Source organism: Paenibacillus sp. BK033, from assembly GCF_004345425.1.
In the GTDB taxonomy this organism is placed as follows: Bacteria; Bacillota; Bacilli; order Paenibacillales; family Paenibacillaceae; genus Pristimantibacillus.
In genome coordinates this window covers 655,841-676,214 of the sequence record NZ_SLVP01000002.1, presented here as the reverse complement: position 1 = coordinate 676,214, position 20,374 = coordinate 655,841, and the positions used below count along the sequence as shown (strand labels likewise).

The 20,374-nt window shown below is 51.6% G+C and carries 22 protein-coding genes; 19 read left to right on the top strand and 3 right to left on the bottom strand.

Annotated elements, in window-relative coordinates:
* Window positions 1–16: 16 nt before the first annotated feature.
* The gene (locus EV294_RS10085; protein ID WP_132306351.1) at window positions 17–1,795 is read left to right on the top strand and encodes a methyl-accepting chemotaxis protein; all 1,779 of its coding nucleotides are present in this window, start codon (window positions 17–19) and stop codon (window positions 1,793–1,795) included.
* 65 nt (window positions 1,796–1,860) lie between these two features.
* Here the strand turns inward: EV294_RS10085 and EV294_RS10080 are convergent, their stop codons facing one another.
* Window positions 1,861–2,385 carry a DUF6886 family protein gene (locus EV294_RS10080; protein WP_132306349.1) on the bottom strand — a complete coding sequence of 175 codons (525 nt, stop codon included), beginning with the start codon at window positions 2,383–2,385 and terminating at the stop codon, window positions 1,861–1,863.
* Window positions 2,386–2,558: 173 nt separating this feature from the next.
* Between EV294_RS10080 and EV294_RS10075 the strand changes: the two genes are divergently transcribed.
* The 11 genes from EV294_RS10075 (at window position 2,559) to thiI (ending at window position 12,161) form a co-directional block, all read left to right on the top strand.
* A complete protein-coding gene (locus EV294_RS10075) occupies window positions 2,559–3,512 on the top strand; it encodes an ABC transporter ATP-binding protein (RefSeq protein WP_132306347.1) in 954 nt (317 codons plus the stop codon).
* Window positions 3,505–4,263 (top strand): ABC transporter permease, encoded by a 759-nt coding sequence (locus EV294_RS10070; RefSeq protein ID WP_132306345.1) that lies wholly within the window; start codon window positions 3,505–3,507, stop codon window positions 4,261–4,263. The genes EV294_RS10075 and EV294_RS10070 overlap by 8 nt, the downstream gene beginning before the upstream one ends.
* A 44-nt stretch (window positions 4,264–4,307) precedes the next feature.
* On the top strand, window positions 4,308–4,703 hold the full coding sequence (locus EV294_RS10065; RefSeq protein WP_132306343.1) for a GntR family transcriptional regulator: 396 nt from the start codon (window positions 4,308–4,310) through the stop codon (window positions 4,701–4,703).
* Between the two features lie 5 nt (window positions 4,704–4,708).
* Complete coding sequence (locus tag EV294_RS10060) at window positions 4,709–5,407, top strand: ABC transporter ATP-binding protein (RefSeq protein WP_132306341.1); 699 nt, start codon at window positions 4,709–4,711, stop codon at window positions 5,405–5,407.
* Window positions 5,404–6,162 (top strand): hypothetical protein, encoded by a 759-nt coding sequence (locus tag EV294_RS10055; RefSeq protein ID WP_132306339.1) that lies wholly within the window; start codon window positions 5,404–5,406, stop codon window positions 6,160–6,162. The genes EV294_RS10060 and EV294_RS10055 overlap by 4 nt, the downstream gene beginning before the upstream one ends.
* 179 nt (window positions 6,163–6,341) lie before the next feature.
* A complete protein-coding gene (locus EV294_RS10050; protein WP_132307158.1) occupies window positions 6,342–7,250 on the top strand; it encodes a prenyltransferase in 909 nt (302 codons plus the stop codon).
* A 44-nt stretch (window positions 7,251–7,294) separates the two neighbouring features.
* Window positions 7,295–8,023, top strand: a complete 729-nt coding sequence (locus EV294_RS10045; protein WP_132306337.1) for a DUF6081 family protein — start codon at window positions 7,295–7,297, stop codon at window positions 8,021–8,023.
* A gap of 195 nt (window positions 8,024–8,218) precedes the next feature.
* Window positions 8,219–8,836 (top strand): nitroreductase family protein, encoded by a 618-nt coding sequence (locus EV294_RS10040; protein ID WP_132306335.1) that lies wholly within the window; start codon window positions 8,219–8,221, stop codon window positions 8,834–8,836.
* Window positions 8,837–8,980: 144 nt separating this feature from the next.
* Complete coding sequence (locus tag EV294_RS10035; RefSeq protein ID WP_132306333.1) at window positions 8,981–9,667, top strand: lytic transglycosylase domain-containing protein; 687 nt, start codon at window positions 8,981–8,983, stop codon at window positions 9,665–9,667.
* Window positions 9,668–9,781: 114 nt separating this feature from the next.
* Window positions 9,782–10,939, top strand: a complete 1,158-nt coding sequence (locus EV294_RS10030; protein ID WP_132306331.1) for a cysteine desulfurase family protein — start codon at window positions 9,782–9,784, stop codon at window positions 10,937–10,939.
* Between the two features lies 1 nt (window position 10,940).
* Window positions 10,941–12,161 carry a tRNA uracil 4-sulfurtransferase ThiI gene (gene thiI, locus EV294_RS10025; protein WP_132306329.1) on the top strand — a complete coding sequence of 407 codons (1,221 nt, stop codon included), beginning with the start codon at window positions 10,941–10,943 and terminating at the stop codon, window positions 12,159–12,161.
* 30 nt (window positions 12,162–12,191) lie between these two features.
* Here thiI and EV294_RS10020 read toward each other — a convergent pair whose 3' ends face one another.
* Window positions 12,192–12,893, bottom strand: a complete 702-nt coding sequence (locus EV294_RS10020; protein WP_132306328.1) for a TerC family protein — start codon at window positions 12,891–12,893, stop codon at window positions 12,192–12,194.
* A gap of 158 nt (window positions 12,894–13,051) precedes the next feature.
* Between EV294_RS10020 and EV294_RS10015 the strand changes: the two genes are divergently transcribed.
* From EV294_RS10015 to EV294_RS09990, 6 genes are all read left to right on the top strand, one after another.
* On the top strand, window positions 13,052–13,717 hold the full coding sequence (locus tag EV294_RS10015) for a TerC family protein (protein WP_132306327.1): 666 nt from the start codon (window positions 13,052–13,054) through the stop codon (window positions 13,715–13,717).
* A 157-nt stretch (window positions 13,718–13,874) separates the two neighbouring features.
* Window positions 13,875–14,360 (top strand): hypothetical protein, encoded by a 486-nt coding sequence (locus EV294_RS10010; protein WP_132306326.1) that lies wholly within the window; start codon window positions 13,875–13,877, stop codon window positions 14,358–14,360.
* Window positions 14,361–14,420: 60 nt separating this feature from the next.
* Window positions 14,421–16,262: a translational GTPase TypA gene (gene typA / locus EV294_RS10005; protein WP_132306325.1), complete on the top strand. Its 1,842-nt coding sequence runs from the start codon at window positions 14,421–14,423 to the stop codon at window positions 16,260–16,262.
* Window positions 16,263–16,291: 29 nt separating this feature from the next.
* A complete protein-coding gene (locus EV294_RS10000) occupies window positions 16,292–16,606 on the top strand; it encodes a YlaH-like family protein (protein ID WP_132306324.1) in 315 nt (104 codons plus the stop codon).
* Window positions 16,603–16,875: a hypothetical protein gene (locus EV294_RS09995; RefSeq protein WP_132306323.1), complete on the top strand. Its 273-nt coding sequence runs from the start codon at window positions 16,603–16,605 to the stop codon at window positions 16,873–16,875. The genes EV294_RS10000 and EV294_RS09995 overlap by 4 nt, the downstream gene beginning before the upstream one ends.
* 18 nt (window positions 16,876–16,893) lie before the next feature.
* Window positions 16,894–17,940, top strand: coding sequence for an LCP family protein (locus EV294_RS09990; RefSeq protein WP_132306322.1), 1,047 nt, complete (start codon window positions 16,894–16,896; stop codon window positions 17,938–17,940).
* A 307-nt stretch (window positions 17,941–18,247) separates the two neighbouring features.
* Here the strand turns inward: EV294_RS09990 and EV294_RS09985 are convergent, their stop codons facing one another.
* On the bottom strand, window positions 18,248–18,790 hold the full coding sequence (locus tag EV294_RS09985) for a YhcN/YlaJ family sporulation lipoprotein (protein ID WP_132306321.1): 543 nt from the start codon (window positions 18,788–18,790) through the stop codon (window positions 18,248–18,250).
* A 115-nt stretch (window positions 18,791–18,905) separates the two neighbouring features.
* Here EV294_RS09985 and EV294_RS09980 point away from each other — a divergent pair, with 115 nt between their 5' ends.
* A complete protein-coding gene (locus EV294_RS09980; RefSeq protein WP_127498531.1) occupies window positions 18,906–20,237 on the top strand; it encodes a PhoH family protein in 1,332 nt (443 codons plus the stop codon).
* Window positions 20,238–20,374 lie beyond the last annotated feature (137 nt).

The window sequence follows — 20,374 nt, the reverse complement described above, 5'->3', positions numbered from 1 at the left end:
AGGAGAGACGAGAAGAATGAAGGAATGGTTTAAAAAGGCATTGCAATGGCTAGGCGCAAGAAAGCAGCTTGTGGAGGGAAGAAGAAAAATCGGTGTGCGGCTGCTTATGCTGACCAGCATCATCACTTTATTTAACGTAGGGGCAGGCGCGTTCATCTATACGCAAAATCTGTCGGTATCCCATGCCGTCAAGAATGCGAATACGCTTACGAGCGCGCAGCGCGAATACGAAGGGATCTCTAATTCGCTGCTGCAAACGCTTCTGATGATGATCAATTCGATCGAAAACAACAATGACAGCCAGAATGCGGAAGTAGTCGATCCGAAAGAACGTTTGGCCGATATGCCGGGTCAGATCGAGCATTTGAAGAAGACCTTCGAGAAGCTGGACAAGATGTTCCCGGCCGCGGAGGAGCAGCAAACGTACATTGGCCAGGCGAACATCTACGAGATTGCCTACAATGACTTGAAGAGCTCGAATGTCACCCAGTTCGAAAATGTGACAGCCGAAATGAAATCGGCGCTTGTGCTTAGGCTCGTTAATATTTACTTGAACGAGCTGGAGTTCGCCAACCAGAACGTCAACGCCCGGATTACCGTTGACGCTGCGCATACGGATAAGGTTCTGTCCGATAGCGTGGATACGGCGAATATAATCATCCTGATTAACGTACTGATCCTGGCGGTGATTCCGTTTCTGTTCACGGTTGGGCTCATCCGAAGCATCCGATCCGGTCTTCAAGGGATTATGGGACGCATTCAAGCCTATCGGCATAATGACTTTACTTATAACCAGGCGTTCGAACGCAAGGACGAATTCGGCGATATCGACCGCTCGCTTGCGGCAATGGGCGATAATTTGAAAGCAACCATCAAAGCGACGCTAAGCGTAAGCCAGACCGTTCTCCGGATGTCGAACCAGATGGGCGATATGATCTCCCGCAACCGTACGGCATCCGAGCAGGTGAAAGGGCAGATCGATCTGGGAACAACCGTCCTGCTCTCCCAATACGACGATGCGACTTCGATCTCGGCCGTAACGGAGCAGATCTCGGCAAGCTCGCAGCAAATTGCGGCGTCGAGCGATTATATCAATAAAGACATGCAGCAAATGAGAGACGATTCCCATACCGGCTCGGTAGACATGGAAGGCGTTGTCCAAATGGTGAACCAGACGGTTGAGCAATTCAACCAGGTGACGGAAGCTTTTAACCGCATTACCGAACGCTACAGCAATGTATCGAAGTTTCTGGAGAGCATCCAGGATGTCAATACGCAGACGAACCTGCTGTCTCTTAATGCATCGATCGAATCCGCCCGGGCCGGCGAGCATGGACGGGGCTTCGCGGTTGTAGCCGAGGAGATCCGCAAGCTGTCGGGTCAGACCGACCAGATTTCGAAAAATATTTCGAAGGAAATGCACCTGATTCAAGAGGATGTGGCGGCAAGCAGCAAGAGCATGGGTGCTTTCGCCGAAGTAATCTTCTCCACCAAGCAAGCCTCGACCGCCGCGAGCGACATGTTCAAAGGACTGGAAAAGCAGAGCCATACGTTGTCCGAGCAAGTCAGCGAGATCTCGACGGCCATCAATGAAATTACAACCGGCATCACGCATATCGTGACCGCCGTGGACAAGCTCCTGCTCACCTCCTCCGAGGTGAATGGCAAAATGGAACAGATGGGTCATCTGTCCGTTGAGCAGAACAATATTTCGGATGATTTGCAAGGGATGGCGCAAAATCTGCAGCAATCCTCGTATGAGCTGAAAGAAAAAGCGGCAATTTTTAAAGTTTAATGCCAATCTTGCAGGTACAAGACAAAGGCTGTTCTCCTTGCGGGGAGGACAGCCTTTGCGTCGTTTTACGGTCTAGTATCAGCTTGCGCGTTCCGGAACCGGTGAATTCCGAAGTCACGGAGGGAGGATTGCAGAATCGCTTCTTTAAGCGGATGAAGATTTGGAGTGAAGCGGATCTCGATGCCAAGCCCCGCTAACCGCTCAATAAGATCGGAAAGCGGTTCCACGGCAAGGGGAACCAAGGTTTCCTTGGATACGTGGTATCCGGCGTATTCGTCGAACAGCTCGAAGGACTCGGGTGGCAGCTCGTACCGGTACAAGGTTGTCTGCTTGATCCGTTCGTGCCAGCCGGTCTCCACGGTAATCACAATGTTGGCAGCCGTAGTGCCGAAAAACCTCCATTCATCCTCTGAAGTTAATCCTGCCGATCTCGTATAGACGATTCGAGGGCAATCCCTCGGGAAGAAAAAGGTGAACTGATGCTCCTCGTCAATCGCCCAGACAACGGGCGGCATATCGGTCCGGTTGGCTTTTACCCTCGGAACAAAGACGTCAATAGCCCTTTCCTCGCTGAAATGAAACAGCCTCATCCTCATAGCCTCCTATCGAAGCGGTCGTCAGTGCTTATCTATTCTAGGGCAGTCCTTCCGGGCAAACAACTATTTTTCGTAAAAAAATGGATATTTTTGATTCAGCCTCTTTACATCTCTAATGATCTAGTGTACCATTCAACTATAACACTAATACAAAAGGGAGAGGCGCTATGACAACGGCAAAAATAACGAATCCGTCGATCGTGCTTCAATTGGACGGTTTGACGAAGAAGATCGGCAGCAAAGCGATTGTGAACGGATTATCCTTTGATATCGCGCAGGGAGAGGTTGTTGGACTGCTGGGTCCAAACGGCGCAGGCAAAACAACCACGATGCGGATGATTGTTGGTTTAATCGGAATGTCGGAAGGGGACGTCCGGATTTGCGGGCAAAGCGTACGGACGAACTTCGAGAAGGCCATCAGGCATGTCGGAGGAATTATCGAGAACCCCGAGTTCTACCCGTACATGACGGGCTACGATAATTTGAAGCAATACCAGCGGATGACGGAGGGCGTAACCGACGCGCGGATTGAGGAGGTTACGAAGCTGGTTGGCATGCAGGAAGCGCTCGGCAAAAAAGTAAAGGCCTATTCGCTTGGCATGCGCCAGCGTCTCGGTATCGCGCAAGCGCTGCTCCATGAGCCAAAGCTGCTTATTCTGGATGAGCCGACTAACGGCCTGGATCCGGCGGGTATCAAGGAGATGCGCGAATATTTGAAGCGGATAGCGGAATCCGAAGGCATCGCGATTCTGGTCTCCAGCCATTTGCTCAGCGAGATCGAGCTGATGTGCAGCCGGGTTATCGTAATTCAGGAAGGCAAGTTTGTTACCGCCCGCTCCATCGGAGAGACGGAATCGCCGAAGCAGAAGGTGCTCACCATTTCCATGCAGGTCGGAAATGCCGGGCAGGCGCAGGAAGCGATCAGCCACGTCGACGGGGTTGAGGTGACGCAAACGGATTCCTTCACGAACCGGATTACCGTCAAGCTGCTGCATGATCAGATTCCCGGTCTTGTCGCGAAGCTTGCGGCGGAAGGCGTTGCAATCTACCGGATTGAGGAAGTACGGGCAACCTTGGAAGAAGAGTTTATGAAGCTGACGGGAGGTAACCGCATTGCGTAACTTTACGGGATTATTAATAAACGAATGGCTGAAGCTCAGCAAGAAGAAGTCGTTTTTCGTCGCCTATGCCATTCTTGCCGTTGTTTTTGCGATTTTAGCCTTTGCTTTCTACAAATTGTCGCCGGACGGCCTGAACTCAACGGTTGATTTCGCAACGGGCACGATTATGCTTCAAGCCGCAGGGCAGCTGGTTCCGGTTCTTGCCGTTCTCGCGGCGGCAGGCAGCGTGACGCAGGAATACCGTTACGGCACCATTAAGTTTCTCCTGATCCGGGCGCAAAGCCGTCACAAGATTTTGGCCTCCAAGTATATCATCTCCGTGCTTTACGCGTTAACGTTAGTCGTAACCGCGGCCGTGTTTGCCGTCGTTGCCGGTTATATCGTTTACGGCGGCGGGGCAGGGGAATCGACTTGGACGGATTTTCTTAGCAATGCAGCAAGTCTGGCCGTTTACTCCATTGTGTTCGTAACGCTGACCTTTATGATTGGAATCCTGACGAAATCAAACGGTGCGGCAATCGGCATCGGCATTTTCTCCATGATGGTCGGCAGTCTTCTGGTTATGCTGCTGTCCCGTTACACGATTACGAAGTATTTGCTGTTCGCCAATACGGACCTGTCGGTCTACCGCAGCGACGCAGTGCCGGTTGAGGGGATGACGCTCGCCTTTTCCATTGTTATACTGCTTGTATATTTGGCGCTGTTCCTATCCGTCAGCTTCGCCGTTTTCAAGAAGCGCGACATCGCTTAAGCGAGGCGTTTGGGGCCGACAGATGGAAAGGAGAATCTTGACCCGTGACAATTGTATTTGACAACAATATGCCGATTTATATTCAGATTATGAACTATGTGAAGAAGCAGATTATTACCGGCAGATTAAATCCCGGTGACAAAATCGAATCGGTACGGGACATGGCCCTTGAGCTGCAGATCAACCCGAATACGATTCAACGTACGTTCCAGGAGCTGGAGCGGGAAGGCATTGTAGAGACAAGACGAGGACTTGGCCGATTTGTGACGAGTAGGGAGTCGACGATTATGCAAATCAAGAAAGAAATGGCGGGCGAGCTGCTCGAACGGTTTGTGCAAGGAATGAAGGAGCTTGGCTTCGAGAAGGACGATATTGTGGCCATCGTAAAGGATGCCGTAAAAGACGGCAAAGCGGAAAGCCGTACGGACAGGAGTGAATAAGAGACGTGGAATCGATCTTGGAGCTATCGGGAGTAACGAAAACGTATGGAGCCAAGCGTGCGCTGGACAATGTTTCTTTCAAAATCCAGCCCGGCAGGATCATTGGCTTGCTTGGCAGCAACGGAAGCGGCAAAAGCACGTTGATGAAAATCGCCGCCGGCCTTATGCCGCCATCCTCGGGCCAATTGCTCGTATGCGGGGAAACAAGCGGTCAGCGGACCAAAGCTTTGACTTCTTTTATGCCGGATAAGCCGCTGACGGAATCCTGGATGCGGGTGAAGGACGCGCTTGGCTTTTATCGGGATTTCTACCCGGACTTTGACCCAGCAAAAGCCGATGAAATGCTGCAATTCATGAAATTGCAGCCCGCGGACAGGATCAGCACGTTGTCCAAAGGGATGAACGAGCGGCTGCAGCTGACCTTGGCTTTGTCCCGCAACGCCAAGCTGTATTTGCTCGACGAACCGATTGGCGGCGTGGATCCGGTCGCCCGCGAGAAGATATTGGATGCGATCGTTAAATATTATAACGAAGACAGCTGCTTGATGATATCCACGCACCTGGTACGGGATATCGAACGGATTTTCGACGAGGTTATTCTGATCAAGAACGGAAGCATTGTCCTTCACGAGGAAGTGGAGACGATCCGGTTCTCGCAAGGCAAAAGCGTGGATGAGCTGTTTAAAGAGGTGTTCGCGGAATGATGAATTTGCTTAAGCTGGTCAAATACGATTGGAAACGGAACGCTGGCTTTTTGCTGATCGTCGGAGCCTTGTTCGTCATAACCGGAGGTGCGCTTACGGTGTACGGCGAGGTTAAGAACCTGGAGTCGGATCTGATTTACGTGCTGACCTTTCTGCTTTATTTGGCCGTAACGATTTCGCTCTGCGTAACGGTCTGCAGGACGTTCGAACGCAATCTCAGGTATTTTAACCGCCGGCTTCTTCCGCTGCCAGCCTTATATACGGTATTATCTCCGCTATTGCTCGGAATCGCGGGGCTGATTGTCATTGGCGTTGCAGGCGTAATCCATCTGCTTGTGCTTGGCGGCGTTGTGGATACGATACACTTGCGTGTCTTCGATATTCTGGCGGACAGAGGCTTCTGGGCGATGCTGATCTCCAGTATTTTATTTGTAACGATCATTTTCTCAAGCATTACGGTGGCGAAAGTATTTAGAGGGAAAAAGGGCTCCTGGATAGGCGCGGCTCTCTTTATCGGGCTGCAGCTCGCCGTTCAATGGGTGGAAACGAAGCTGTTCCCAAACATGAACGTGTCTACGGATCAGTTTTTCAAATCCGTTAACGTAAAGATTACGGATTCCGCCGATCAGGTCGTTCATGTGCAGGCCAGCGTTCCGAATTTTTGGGGACCGCTGCTTTATGAAGCTGTTATCATCGTCCTGCTGGTTTATATGATGACCTATCTGATTAACCGGAAAATTCAGGTTAGGGGCTAGGAGTTGCGATAGAGCTTTCTGAGGTGCTTAGCACCCAGGGAAGCTCTTTTTTTGTCAGATATTGATGCTTTCGCCCTATTCTTTCAGTTGACGGTCCGTTGCCCAAAGTGTTTCAATTAAATTTGATGAGGCTGGACGGATGAAGAAGAAGGGAGAGACATGCAGCTTTGAATAACATCATGAAGCAGTTTATGAAGGCATCGCGGATACGCGTGCTTCCTGTTATGCTTATTCCCGTTGCGCTTGGCGCATTGGGCGCTTTCGTGTGGGATGGCCGCTTTAATGTTTGGCTGCTCCTGCTTACGCTTGTTGGCTCGGGCGCAGCGCATTTGTTCTCGAATATGATCAATGATTTGTGGGACTACTACAACGGAACGGATGAAGCAGCCAAAGCAGCAGAAGGGGTTATATCGACCAATTCCGGCTATCTCACAAACGGTACGTGGACGCTCCGCGCATTCGCAGCCGTGACCTGGTCGCTATTCGGGCTTGCCGCGCTATGCGGCCTTGTTTTGTCGGCGATCAGCGGATGGCCGGTTATCGTGTTTGGAGGACTTGGCGGATTGATCGCTTATTTCTATGTTGCGCCGCCCATACGTTTTGGCTACCGCGGCAAAGGCTACAGCGAAGTTGCAATCCTGCTGTCGTTTGGTATTTTGCCCGTTGCCGGCGCTTACTATGTGCAGTCCTCGCAGCTCGACTACCGGGCTTTGCTGCTTTCGCTTCCGATCGGACTGCTTACCACTCTTATTTTATTCAATCATCATTTCCTGCACTGGCAGGCGGACAAGCAGGCCGGCAAAAAAACGCTGGTTGTCGTATGGGGAGAACAAAGAGCGCTAGTCTTCTCCAGATGGCTGCTGGCTTTAGCTTACGTCTCACTGGTTATTTGCGTGCTTGCGGACGCGCTGCCTTGGTATGCGCTGCTTGGACTTGCGACGGGCGTTCCTCTGTATGCCGTATACGGCAGGCTGAAGGAGCATAATCCTTCCCATGCCTATTTGCCGCTGATGGGCAATTCGGTTAAGGCGACGAACCGCTGCGGCTCTATCCTGATTGCCGCATTAATCATTCAAGGCCTCTTATAAGATAAGGGGTCGGAATTTCATCACGAAAGCTGAGGGGACAGAAGATGGGCAAACAATGGGTGCTTGGGGATTTCGATACGATTCTTGACGAAGGTAAAGTATGGACGATTGGCGGCTTCCCGCTGCCGGACGGAACATTCTGGCAATACCGCGAGCCGGATGCGGTAGTTATCGTACGCAACGGTATCCTGTACGTGCGAGCTCCGCTTAGCCGCAAGCATGACAAGATTCAAATTCTCGACAATGCAAAGCATATGTACTATTCGGCAAAGCCGGTGGAAGTGCCGGAAAGTGGCGAGATCAGCTTCGAGCTCCAGATCCGTGCTCGTACGCAGAATACGGCGCCCGGCGACTTGTACGACGGTTATGCATCGCTTAATCTGCTGGATTTCACGACAGGAGGCGCGCTGGACTTCTTTGCAGGCAATGACAAATACGCAAGCGTTTATGCGGTTTTGCCGTTCCCTGGCGTTTCGGTGCCGGAGACGGACAAGACAAGATATTTCTGCGTGTTCAAGGAATCGACCGATTTCCAGGCTCGCGAGTTTAATACGTACAAAATTACGTACAACCGCGATAATGACGAGATTGTCTTCTGCGTAAACGGTACGGAAGTACGCAGGGAGCGTAACGTACCGGTGAAATTCAATCAGTTTACGGTAGCGCTTGGCATTATGACCGAGAAGGATCTGACCCCGGAAGGCAGCGTATCCGTTCATGGCCAGACGGTAATAGGAGAGTACTCGCCAATTACGATTACGGTAACCGAATAACGCACGAAGACGAGGCCGTTCCTGAGGGAGCGGCTTTTTTTGCGATGTGCCTAGGTTCAAGGCAATTATTGACAATTGTAATAGGGTGCAGATTAAACAAAATAAATGGCGAAGTGCTTGACATGAAATTCGGAGTATTGTATTGTTACTAACATAAAGAAAGTTACTTATAAAATTCCTAGGAGGCAGACAAAAATGTCAAATACTTCTACTACAGCAAAAACGTTTCTTGAGGCCGTAAAAGCTAGACGTACTTATTATGGAATCAGCAAACAATCCACGATCTCGGATGACCAAATCGTAAGCTTGGTTCAGGAAGCAGTAAAATATTCCCCATCGTCCTTCAACTCCCAAAGCGCTCGCGCAGTGGTACTGCTTGGCGAAAATCACGATAAGCTTTGGAATATCGTAAAAGAAACGCTCCGCAAAATCGTACCTGCCGATCAATTCGCATCGACGGAACAACGCGTTGACAGCTTTAAAGCCGGTTACGGTTCGGTGCTGTTCTTCGAGGATACTGCCGTAATCGAAGGACTTCAGAATCAGTTCCCAAGCTATGCCGACAACTTCCCGAAATGGTCGAATCAATCCTCGGGTATCCTTCAATACGTGGTATGGACTTTGCTGGAAGAAGAAGGCCTGGGCGCTTCCCTCCAGCACTACAACCCGCTGATTGACGAAGAAGTGAAGCAGACTTGGAACATTCCGGCCAGCTGGCAGCTGATTGCTCAAATGCCGTTTGGTACTCCGACTGCCGAGCCGGGCGAGAAGCAATTCCAGCCGATTGACGAGCGCGTGAAAATCTTCAAATAAGATCGCTACAAGTAAAGCAGCTCCATGCGTTGGGGCTGCTTTTTGCATGCAAGGAAGCCGCGCTACTAGCCGTTATAAGTAAAAACATGTACAATAAAAACCGATACATCATTTATACCCTTTATTACTCGACTGGAGGACCCTATGAGTATCGACCCGCGTACGTTGAAGCAGCTGCTCCAGCTGCAGCTTTCACCAACTCTGGACTTTCAAACGGCGGCTAATCCGCTTGAGGCGAATAGCGGCGACGGCAGCACATCCATGTTTGACTTTTTGCTGTCTCAATATATGAACGGCGATTTTTCCGAAATGGATAGGTTCGAGCCAAGCACGCTTACTACCGATTCGCTTGCCAAGCTTGCGAGCGTGCCTAGCTTGTACAGTGCCGTATTAAGCGGCGGAACGGACCAGGCAGGCAGCTCCGCAGCATCCGATTATGACGCTATGATTACGGAGGCGGCGGCCAAATACGGCATTGATCCCGAACTGATTAGAGGAGTTATTCGTACGGAGTCCGGATTTCATTCCGACGCGGTTTCCTCCGCAGGGGCAAAAGGACTTATGCAGCTCATGGATTCGACTGCCCGCGGTCTTGGAGTAACCGATTCCCTCGATCCGCGGCAGAACATCGATGGCGGTTCGAAATATTTATCCTATCTGCTTGGCAAATACAACGGTAATGAACAAGTAGCGCTAGCCGCCTACAATGCGGGGCCCGGGCGAATCGACCGGCTTGGCATTTCAACGGATAGCGAACTGCTGGCTAACCTGGACAAGCTTCCCGAGGAAACGCAGCGGTACATTGGCAAGGTGCTCGGAGCCCGCTACTAGTCCGCTTCATTATCGGGTATTTGGTTTGGAGATACAACTTGCCTCTAAACGCGGCCGCTTCTTTTGAACGGTCCCGATAGAGGTTTTCTCTTTTATAGGAAAGGTGTTGAATATATGCTGTATTTCGATCATTGCGCATCCACCCCGCCTTACGCGGAGGTCGTGGATACGTTCGCGGAGGTTATGAAAGCCCATTACGCCAATCCTTCCTCCATTCATCGCGCGGGAGTTGAAGCCGACAAGCTGATAGCCCGTTCTCGTTCCGTGCTAGCGGAGCAGTTCGGCGTAAAGCCGGAGGAATGGCTGTTCACGTCGGGCGGAACGGAAAGCAATAACCTCGCCGTAAAAGGAGCGGTCAGACAATTCCGCAGCCGGGGAAATCATCTGATTACAACCCAGATTGAGCATTCCTCCGTCAATGATGCCTTCCGTCAGCTTGAACAAGAAGGCTTCCGGGTCACCTATTTGCCTGTTAGCAAGACGGGGCATGTGGAACTCAAGCAATTACAGGCGGCTATAACGGATGAGACGATACTGGTCAGCATTATGCATGTGAATAACGAAGTGGGATCCATACAGCCGATCGAGCAGATCGGACGGCTTTTGTCGGAGTACCCGCGAATCTTGTTCCATGTGGACGCGGTGCAAAGCATCGGCAAGCTCCCGGTTAAGCTGAAGGAGTGGAGAATCGATTTGCTGAGCGGATCAGCCCATAAGCTTCGCGGGCCTAAAGGCGTCGGCTATCTGTATGTACGGGAGGGCTTGCAATTGCAGCCGCTGCAATCCGGCGGTTCGCAGGAACGCGGCATGCGGGCGGGCACGCAAAATGTACCGGGCATCGTTGCTTCCGCCAAAGCGCTGCGGATGAGCATGCAGGCCGAAGAGAAGAACCGCAGCCGGATGTACGCGCTGCGGGAGCGGCTGATCCGGCGGGTTGCGGACATTCCGCAGCTGATGCTGAACGGCAGCGAGGACGCGGCAGTTATGGCGCCGCATATCGTGCATTTTTCCTATCCGGGCATGAAGCCGGAAGTGATCGTTCATATGATGGAGGAGCAGGGCGCCATCATCTCGACGAAATCGGCCTGCTCGTCGAAGGATAATAAGCCAAGCAAGGTGCTGCTGGCTATGGGAGCTTCTTCCGAGCGCGCAGCGGGAGGGATCCGCATCAGCTTTGGCGACGAGCATACGGAGCAGGACATCGACAAGCTGGTGGATATGCTGAGCAAGACGGTTATGCAGCTGAAGCCGCTTGAAAGGAGCAAATCTTAACGTGATTTACGATAAAGTCATTGTCCGTTATGGCGATCTTGTCATGAAGGGACGCAACCGCAATCAATTCGAGAAGCGGATGCAGCAGCAGATCAAGCTGGCTCTGAAGAGCTTTGCCGCATTGAATTACGCCAAGTCCTTCGGCAGGATGACGATTTCCTTAAACGGTGAGTCGTTTGAGCCTATAGCGGAGCGGCTGAAGGATGTATTCGGCATTATCTCGTTCAGCCCGGTTATTCAGGTGGAGAACGAGCTGGAGAGCATTCAAGCTGCGGCGCTGCAGTTGATGAAAGGGCTTGAGAAAGAACCGGCGACCTTCAAGGTTAGCGCGAAGCGCGTCTGGAAGCCATTCGCGCATCCTTCGCAGGAGATGAACCATCTGGTTGGTTCCCATGTGCTGCGCGCGTTTTCCGAGCTGAAAGTAGACGTGCGGAAGCCGGAAGTGGAGCTGCGCGTCGATATTTACGAGGAAGGCACCTTCGTCTACAACACGGTTATTCCGGGAGCAGGCGGTTTCCCGTTTGGCTCGAACGGTAAAGCGATGCTATTGCTGTCGGGCGGCATAGACAGCCCGGTAGCGGGCTGGATGGCCATGCGCAAGGGCCTGGAGCTGGAGGCGGTGCATTTCCACAGCTATCCGTTCACCAGCGACAAGGCGAAGGAGAAGGTTATTGATCTCGCCAGAAGACTGTCCTACTATGCCGGAGCGCCGCTGAAGCTTCACCTGGTGCCTTTTACCGATATTCAGACAAGGCTGGTGCAGGCTAAGCAGGACAGCATGATGATTACGCTGATGCGCCGCGCCATGCTCCGCATTACCGAGCAGCTGGCTGTCCGAAACGGTGCCGGCGGCATCGTAACGGGGGAGAGCCTTGGTCAAGTGGCCAGCCAGACGCTGTCCAGCATGAACGTAATCGGTCGGGCGACGGTACTGCCGTTATTGAAGCCTCTTATCATGATGGATAAGCAGGAAATCATTAACGAAGCGGTGCGGATCGGAACCTTCGAAACCTCCATCCTTCCCTACGAAGACTGCTGTACGTTGTTCCTGCCGAAATCGCCAAGCACGAATCCGAACCTGAATGTTGTGGAGCGGGCGGAATCCTATATTCCGGAGCTGGAGCAGATGCTGCGCGAGGCCGTGGAGCGCACGGAGATTATGGAGCTGACGCCGGAAGCGCAGCCCGAGGAGAAGGAAGCAGAGGAAGACCGCTGGTTCTAATCTAAATAAATAAAAAAAGCAGAGATCCCGTTAAACGGTTTCTCTGCTTTTTTCTTGCACAGCCTGTTTTCTGCGGTTGTTCGTAAACAAGCCCGCAGCTACAATCAGTGCGATAATGAGGATGATGAACGCCCAATAGATAACCGGGTTTTCCTTGAAAAACTCCTCGAACGCTTTTTCGTGGGTGATCATCTTGGCCGCCGTATAACCGAGTACGCCGGAGCCCAGATAAATGATCCAAGTAAATTTGTTGATCAGCTTGATGAAGAGCGTGGAGCCCCATACGATAACCGGCACGCTGATCAGCAGGCCTAATGTAACGAGCAGCATGCTGCCGTGCGAAGCGCCCGCAACCGCGATGACGTTATCGATCCCCATGGCCGCATCGGCGATTATAATGGTCTGAATCGACTGCCAAAGCGTATTGCCGGCTTTAATGTCGCCATGCTGATCATCTTCCTGAACAAGCAGCTTATATGCAATCCATAGAAGCAGGATACCGCCAGCCAAATGGAGCCAAGGCAAATCGAGCAGCCGTACTACAACGATAGTGGCGATGATCCGGATGCCGATTGCGCCAACCGTACCCCACAGGACGGCTTTCTTCTGCTGGTGCTGCGGCAAATTGCGGGCGGCCATACCGATAACAATGGCGTTGTCGCCTGCCAGGATGAGATCGATAAAGACAATATTGAGCAGTGCCAGCCAAAAATCTACTGTAAATACATCCATTATTCGTGACCCTCCCTTCCGTCGAATGTCCAGTAGCCGCGAAAGACTTCCTTTACTACGGATGAAGGACGGGATAGGGTTCAAAAATTTTTGTGGACATCCTTCATAAAACTTGTCCGCTGCTCATACAGGTGGTAAGAGAGGGGGCGAACGCAAAAATGGATAGTGTGCTGACTTTTCTTCAAATTGTCCTGATTAACCTGTTATTAAGCGGAGATAATGCCGTTGTTATCGCGATGGCCAGCCAACAGCTTCCTCCGAAGGAGCGGAAGAGAGCCGTATGGTGGGGAGCGCTGGCGGCCGTCGGGCTGCGATGCCTGCTTACGCTGGCCGCAATCTCCCTGCTCCAGATTCCTTATCTGCAGGCTATTGGTTCCTTATTATTGCTGTATATTGCGGCAAAGCTTCTGGCGGATGCCGGACAGGAAGGCGAAGGCGACCTGGACATGCCCCGCAAAAAATCCACATCGCTGTCCCAGGCCGTGCGCACGATCGTCGCTGCGGATTTTATTATGAGCCTCGACAATGTCCTGGCGATCGCGGCGGTCGCGGACGGGGATACGGTGCTTATTCTGCTTGGGATCGCGCTTAGCATTCCGATGATCATTTGGGGGAGCCAGTTATTGGGCACGCTATTGCATAAATTTCCCCCGCTTGTGTATATCGGCGCCGGGCTGCTTGGTTATGCCGCAGGAGGAATGCTTGTCCACGATCCCGGTATGGACGCTCTTTTGTTTAACGGTTCACGAACGGCTGCCGAAGCTATACCGCTGCTCTGCATCCCGTTTGTCGTCATTATCGGTTTATTGAAGCGGAAAACTTAAACCATTTTCACAAACCGTTCACAGGTGAACGGTATTTTTTTGCAATGTTCCTTCTGTTCCCGCTGGTATTTTCATCGCAGTTCCTTTAAACTATGATAGATAAAAACTGGCGTCGTACGTCTGTATGGGGGTAGACGTTGTAAGGAGCGGAACGCAAATGCCTAATAACAAATATTCCGCTGGAATTATTGTGTTACTAGCCGGGGTCGTTATTTTACTGGGCAAACTTGGTGTATTCAGCTTTTTGGGGGCTATCTTCTGGCCGCTGCTCGTCCTCATTCCGGGAATTTTGCTGCATGTGTTTTATTTCGGCAGGCTGCTTCCCGCGGCAGTGCTCGTACCGGGTGGAATACTAACCGTGTCTGCGCTGCTGTTTATGGTTTGTAACATTTTTGGATGGGATGCACTGAAATATTTGTGGCCGCTGTTCCTGCTTGGCGCAGCCGTCGGTCTTTACGAATATTATTTATTTGGCTCGTCCCGTCCGCGATTTGCGCTTACGGCGTCTATAGCGCTTGCCGTTGCTTCAGCTGTATTTCTGTTGCTCGTCTTGTTATGGAGCTGGGGAATTTACCTTGTTGCGCTGGTCCTGATGGTTGCCGGCGGCTGGATGGTAATCACGAACCGCTCGCGCCGCTGGTAAATGTTCGGCGAATGTTGTGCAAGGAAAGAAAATTAGACAAAATGGAGTGGATTATTAGTTATGCAAGCAAGAGAAAACATCCGGAATATTGCGATTATCGCCCACGTAGACCACGGCAAAACAACTTTGGTCGATAAGCTGCTGCAGCAATCAGGTACATTCAGAGAGCATGAAGCTGTACAGGAGCGCGCAATGGATTCCAACGATCTGGAACGCGAACGCGGTATTACCATCCTGGCGAAAAATACGGCGATTACTTATAAAGACTACCTCATTAATATCGTCGACACACCTGGACACGCGGACTTTGGCGGTGAAGTAGAACGGATTATGAAGATGGTTGACGGCGTATTGCTGGTCGTTGACGCGTTTGAAGGCTGCATGCCGCAAACGAAATTCGTACTCCGCAAAGCGCTTGAGAGCAACCTTACGCCAATTGTCGTCGTTAATAAGATTGACCGTCCGAATGCCCGTCCTACCGAAGTTATTGACGAAGTGCTTGACCTGTTCATCGAGCTTGGCGCGAATGACGACCAGCTGGAATTCCCGGTTGTTTACGCATCCGCGCTGATGGGTACTTCAAGCCTTGATCCCGAAAAACAGGATGACAACATGCAGGCTATGTACGAAACGATCGTTAGCCACATCCCGCATCCGACAGAAACGGTCGATGAGCCGCTTCAATATCTTGTAACCTTGCTTGATTACAATGAATATCTGGGCCGTATCGCCGTTGGCCGCGTGAACCGCGGTATTGTTCGTCAAGGCCAAGCCGTTGCGGTTATCAACCGCGATGGTGCCGTGAAACAGGCGCGTATCGAGAAGCTGTTCGGCTTCCAGGGTCTGAAGCGCATCGAGATTGAAGAAGCGGGCGCAGGCGATATTGTTGCGATTGCGGGCATTAAAGACATCAATATCGGCGAGACCATTGCCGATCCGGCTAAGCCGGAAGCTCTGCCGGTCCTGAAGATCGACGAGCCTACGCTGCAAATGACGTTCTTGGTCAACAATTCTCCGTTTGCCGGCCGCGAAGGCAAATGGGTAACGTCCCGCAAGCTGCGCGAGCGTCTGTACAAGGAGCTTGAAACGGACGTAGCGCTGCGCGTGGAAGAAACGGAAAGCCCGGATGCCTTTATCGTATCCGGCCGCGGCGAGCTGCATCTTGGCATCCTGATCGAGAATATGCGCCGCGAAGGCTACGAGCTTCAAGTATCGAAGCCTGAAGTTATCATAAAAGAAATCGACGGCGTGAAATGCGAGCCGTACGAACGCCTTCTGATCGACGTGCCGGAAGACAGCATGGGCGCCGTTATGGAGAGCCTCGGAACACGCAAAGCCGAAATGGTGAACATGATCAACAACGGCAACGGCCAGGTTCGTCTGGAGTTCATTATTCCTGCACGCGGTTTGATCGGCTACCGTACTTCGTTCCTGACCCTTACCCGCGGTTACGGCATCATGAACCATGCGTTCGACAGCTATGGGCCTCTTGCAGGCTCAGACGTGGGCGGGCGTCACCAAGGCGTGCTCGTGTCGAGCGAGACTGGCACTTCGACCTTCTACGGCATGCTGGGTGTTGAGGACCGCGGTATTCAATTCGTGGTTCCGGGCACGGAAATTTACGAAGGCATGATCGTGGGCGAGCATACCCGCGATAACGACATCATCGTTAATATTTGCAAAGAGAAAGCACTGACTAACGTGCGTTCCTCTGGCAAAGATGATACGGTGAAGCTGAAAACGCCTCGTCTGTTCTCTCTTGAGCAAGCGCTCGAGTATCTGAACGACGACGAGTATTGCGAAATTACGCCGAAGTCGATTCGTCTGCGTAAAAAAATCTTGAATAAGAGCGAGCGCGAGCGGGCGGAGAAGCACCGCAAAATGGCGCAAGCAAACGCATAATCACCTGGCAGGCATAAGGGGGTCACGGCATGCAGCAATGGTTGAGCGACCATCACGCCGTATCGTATTTGCTTATTCTTGGATTTACGATTTATATCTTCAACAAAGTGTTCAGGGCTAACAATCAGAAGCTTCCGATTCTGAAAGAAGTGCTTGTCTACGTCCTGATGGCCATCGGCTCGCTCGTGCTGATGGTCCTTCAGGTCGACAAGCTTCCTATTATTCAATGTATGGGTATCGCCGTGCTGATGATGCTTATGCTTCGCGGCCGGCAAATCTACGACAAATGGAAAAATAACCGGGCCGGCGGCGGCGCCGTAAAGGAAGCTGATTCAGGCAAATGACGTTTGATGATGCCTTGTTCAACTGGCTGCAGATTCATATCGTGGCCGAAGACCGGCCGGATGATCGGGCGGCATTGGATACCCGCGACTTTTTCGCGCAAATATTGTCGGAAGATCACGGAGTTGCCAATCCGCATATTTCGGCAACGGATGCAACGATGGTTCATGTCAAATATGAGCGCAACGGACGCACAAAGCTGCAAATGTATCCGCGAGAGGCTGCCGAGCAGCTTCTCGTTGATATCCGGTCCAATCCGAAATATAACTGACATAAAGGTGATGATCCTATGACGCAAGGCTCGGCAGAACTGCCTTCCCGGAGAGCAAATGCCAAGACCGCTCCTAGATCGCCTAAGCAACCGAAGAAAAGACGCGTGTGGAAAGTCGTTTTACTGCTATTATTAGCTGTTATTTTGATAATCGTGGCATACTTCGGATTTTTGGCTAACAAGGCGAACAATGCAATCCAGCAAATTGGTACAGTTTCAAACGATGACGTAAAGATTCCGACCGCGGAATCGGTTAAGAAGAAAGCGGTTGGGATGGTGCTGCTGGGTCTTGATACAAGGGCCAAGGGCGGCGGCATGAACACCGACGTCATGATGGTTGCCGTCTTTAACCCGAATACCAAATCGGCCACTGTTATTTCGATTCCTCGCGATTCCTTGCTCGAGCTGGACGGTTATGGCGAGCGCAAGGCGAATGCCAACTACGCAACGTTCTTTAGCCAAGCCCGTTCCGATAAAGGCATGGACAAGGAAGCGGCGGAAGAGGATGCAAAGCGCGCGATTCGGGATATGCTGGGCAAATATTTCGGCGTGGATCTGAAATATACGGCGGTTGTTAACTTCAAGGGCTTCGAGGACGTTGTAGACGCGCTTGGCGGCATTGAAGTGGACGTCGATATGGATATGAAATACGTCGATAATTACGACGGCACCAACATCAATCTGAAGAAGGGTTTCCAGAAGCTTAACGGAGACCAGGCGCTTGATTTTGTCCGTTACCGGAAATCGAACGACGGCAAAAACATGTCCAGCGATTTCGACCGCAACAAGCGCGAGAGCGAGGTTGTAGCGAAGATCGTCGACAAGATGAAATCGCTGAACGGAATTACGAAGATGGGCGAGGTTATCGACGCTGTTGGGGACAACATGGAAATCGACATGCCGCCGAAGGAAATTCAGAACCTGATGAAGACGTACTTCGGCATAAGCAGCTCGGATGTTCAGTTCATTCCGTTAGAAGGCGTATGGAAGAGCCCGTACGTTTATCTGGATGAGGCCAAGCTGAGCGAAGCTCGTGCGGCTTTGCAAGCGAAAATGGCTGAATAACCATAGACTGGCGGTGCTTTAAACGCTATAATAGTTGTACGGATATGAAATCCTTCCAAGAGGAGGTCATGCGGATGCCCAAAGCCGTGACCGCGACATTCACACTTAAAAGAAGAAGCGGTGATGAGTGCTCGGGAAAATTCTTGAGCCCAGCGGTTGACGACTGCATCTGTGTGCCGATCTCGGCATGTATCCGGATGGAAACGAATAAACTGATGACAGGCTTGTCCAAAGGGGCACACTGTCATAAGGAAAGCCTAGTGATCTGATCACTAGGCTTTTTGTGTCTTATGACGCGGTATACAAGCTAATGAAGATTGTGTAAATTGTTGGCCCGCTGTTGTACTTCCGGATCCTGCGGCATAACCTCTCGAGGGATCTGAGGTACGATGCGGCCGATAATGTCGGCCATCTCTTCCGCAAAGCCGCTGATCGGTCTGCCGCGCCGGATATCCGCACCGATTTCGTTCAGCCGCTGTGACAAATCCATATCGGCTGTTACGATAGCATCAATGCCGTAGGGATCTTTATGGAAAGCTTCGGCGACGGAATATTTGATTGTGCCGACTCTGGAGCGATCAAGCTTGCTGTCGACATCAATCCCGACAACGGCGGTGTTTCCGAGCACCACGCAGTGCGCATTCGTGACACCTTTGATGCCCATGGCCAGCTGTTCCAAATGCCTGGAGACTTGCTCAGGATTCGCAATTTCTTTCTTCTGAGGACTTGTCTGCTGTGCGCGAACAGAGCCATTATTTTGAGGAGAGGGTGATGTTTCGTTTCGAGCGACGGTGCCGCATCCAGCCGTAATTGCCGCAATAGCGATTGCCGCTATCAGTTTTAGGTACATGTTGGTTCCACCTCTTTTTCTTGTTGCACATCGTCTAATCAGAATGTAGTGTACCCGCAGCCAAGTATGGCTATGTATGTCTATCTATTGAATGACCGACGCCGGGAGGGTTCTCATGAAAAAAATATTCGTGCTCGACACTAATGTGCTGCTTCATGATCCGCAATCGCTCTTTGCCTTCGAGGATAACGAAGTCATCATTCCCGCGGTGGTGCTCGAGGAAATCGACTCCAAGAAGAGGCTGGCAGACGAACTAGGGCGCAATGCGCGTTCCATATCCCGGTTGCTCGATGGTATGCGGGTGGAAGGGCATCTACACGAGGGCATAACGCTTCCTAACGGCGGATTGTTAAAGGTGGAGCTTAATCATCGGAGTTTCATGCGCGTTCAAGAGATGTTTGGAGAAATGACCAACGATAACCGAATTCTTGCGGTCGCGCTCAACTATCACTTGGAACAGCTGGAGAACGAACAATCCAGCACTGTCGTTCTTGTAAGCAAAGATGTGCTAGTCCGGATCAAAGCGGATGTGCTGGGCCTCAAAGCCCAGGATTATTTGTCCGACCGGACCGTGTCCACGACTGATTTTTATGCCGGCTATGAGACCTTGTTCGTCCATCCGTCTGTTATCGACGAATTTTACACGTACCGGTTCCTGACGGTCAAAAGCATGCAGAATATCGCGAGGCTGAAGCCAAACGAATTCGTAATCCTGCGGGATGAGATGGGCACCTCCAAATCCGCCCTGCTGAAGGTCAGCCAGGATGGCGTACGCCTAGAGCCGTTGTTCTTAAGCAATGACCCGATTTGGGGAATTACGGCGCGTAACGCGCAGCAGCGCATGGCTCTTGAGTTGCTGCTCAACGATGAAATCCCGCTTGTCACTTTGACCGGCAAAGCCGGAACGGGCAAGACGCTGCTTGCGCTTGCCGCCGGCCTCTTGAAGGTGGAGGATGAGCATAAATACAAAAAACTGCTGATTGCCCGCCCCGTCGTACCGATGGGCAAGGATATCGGTTACCTGCCGGGCGAGAAGGAAGAGAAGCTGCGCCCATGGATGCAGCCGATCTACGACAATCTGGAGTACCTGTTTGACACCAAGAAGTCCGGCGACATCGATAAAATATTGATGGGTCTCGGAAGCATTCAGGTCGAAGCGCTGACTTATATTCGCGGCCGCTCGATACCGGGGCAATTCATTATTATCGATGAAGCTCAGAACTTAACGAAGCATGAAGTAAAGACCATTGTCTCCCGTGTGGGAGAGGGCAGTAAAATCGTACTGATGGGCGATCCGGAGCAGATCGACCATCCTTATCTCGACGCCGTAAGCAACGGGCTCACGCACATCGTCGAGCATTTCAAGAGCGAAGGGATAAGCGGCCACATTACCCTCGAAAAAGGCGAGCGCTCCAAGCTCGCTCAGCTCGCAGCGGATCTTCTATAATTTTAGCCTAAAAGCGCAGCGGTGCCGGGGAATCCCAGCACCGCTATTTTGCTGTTAAAGGCAGAAGGTTAATAGGGCGAACGGAGTAATCAAATGATTCTGGAGAAGTGTAACGTTCGCTTTTGTGAGTGGATTCC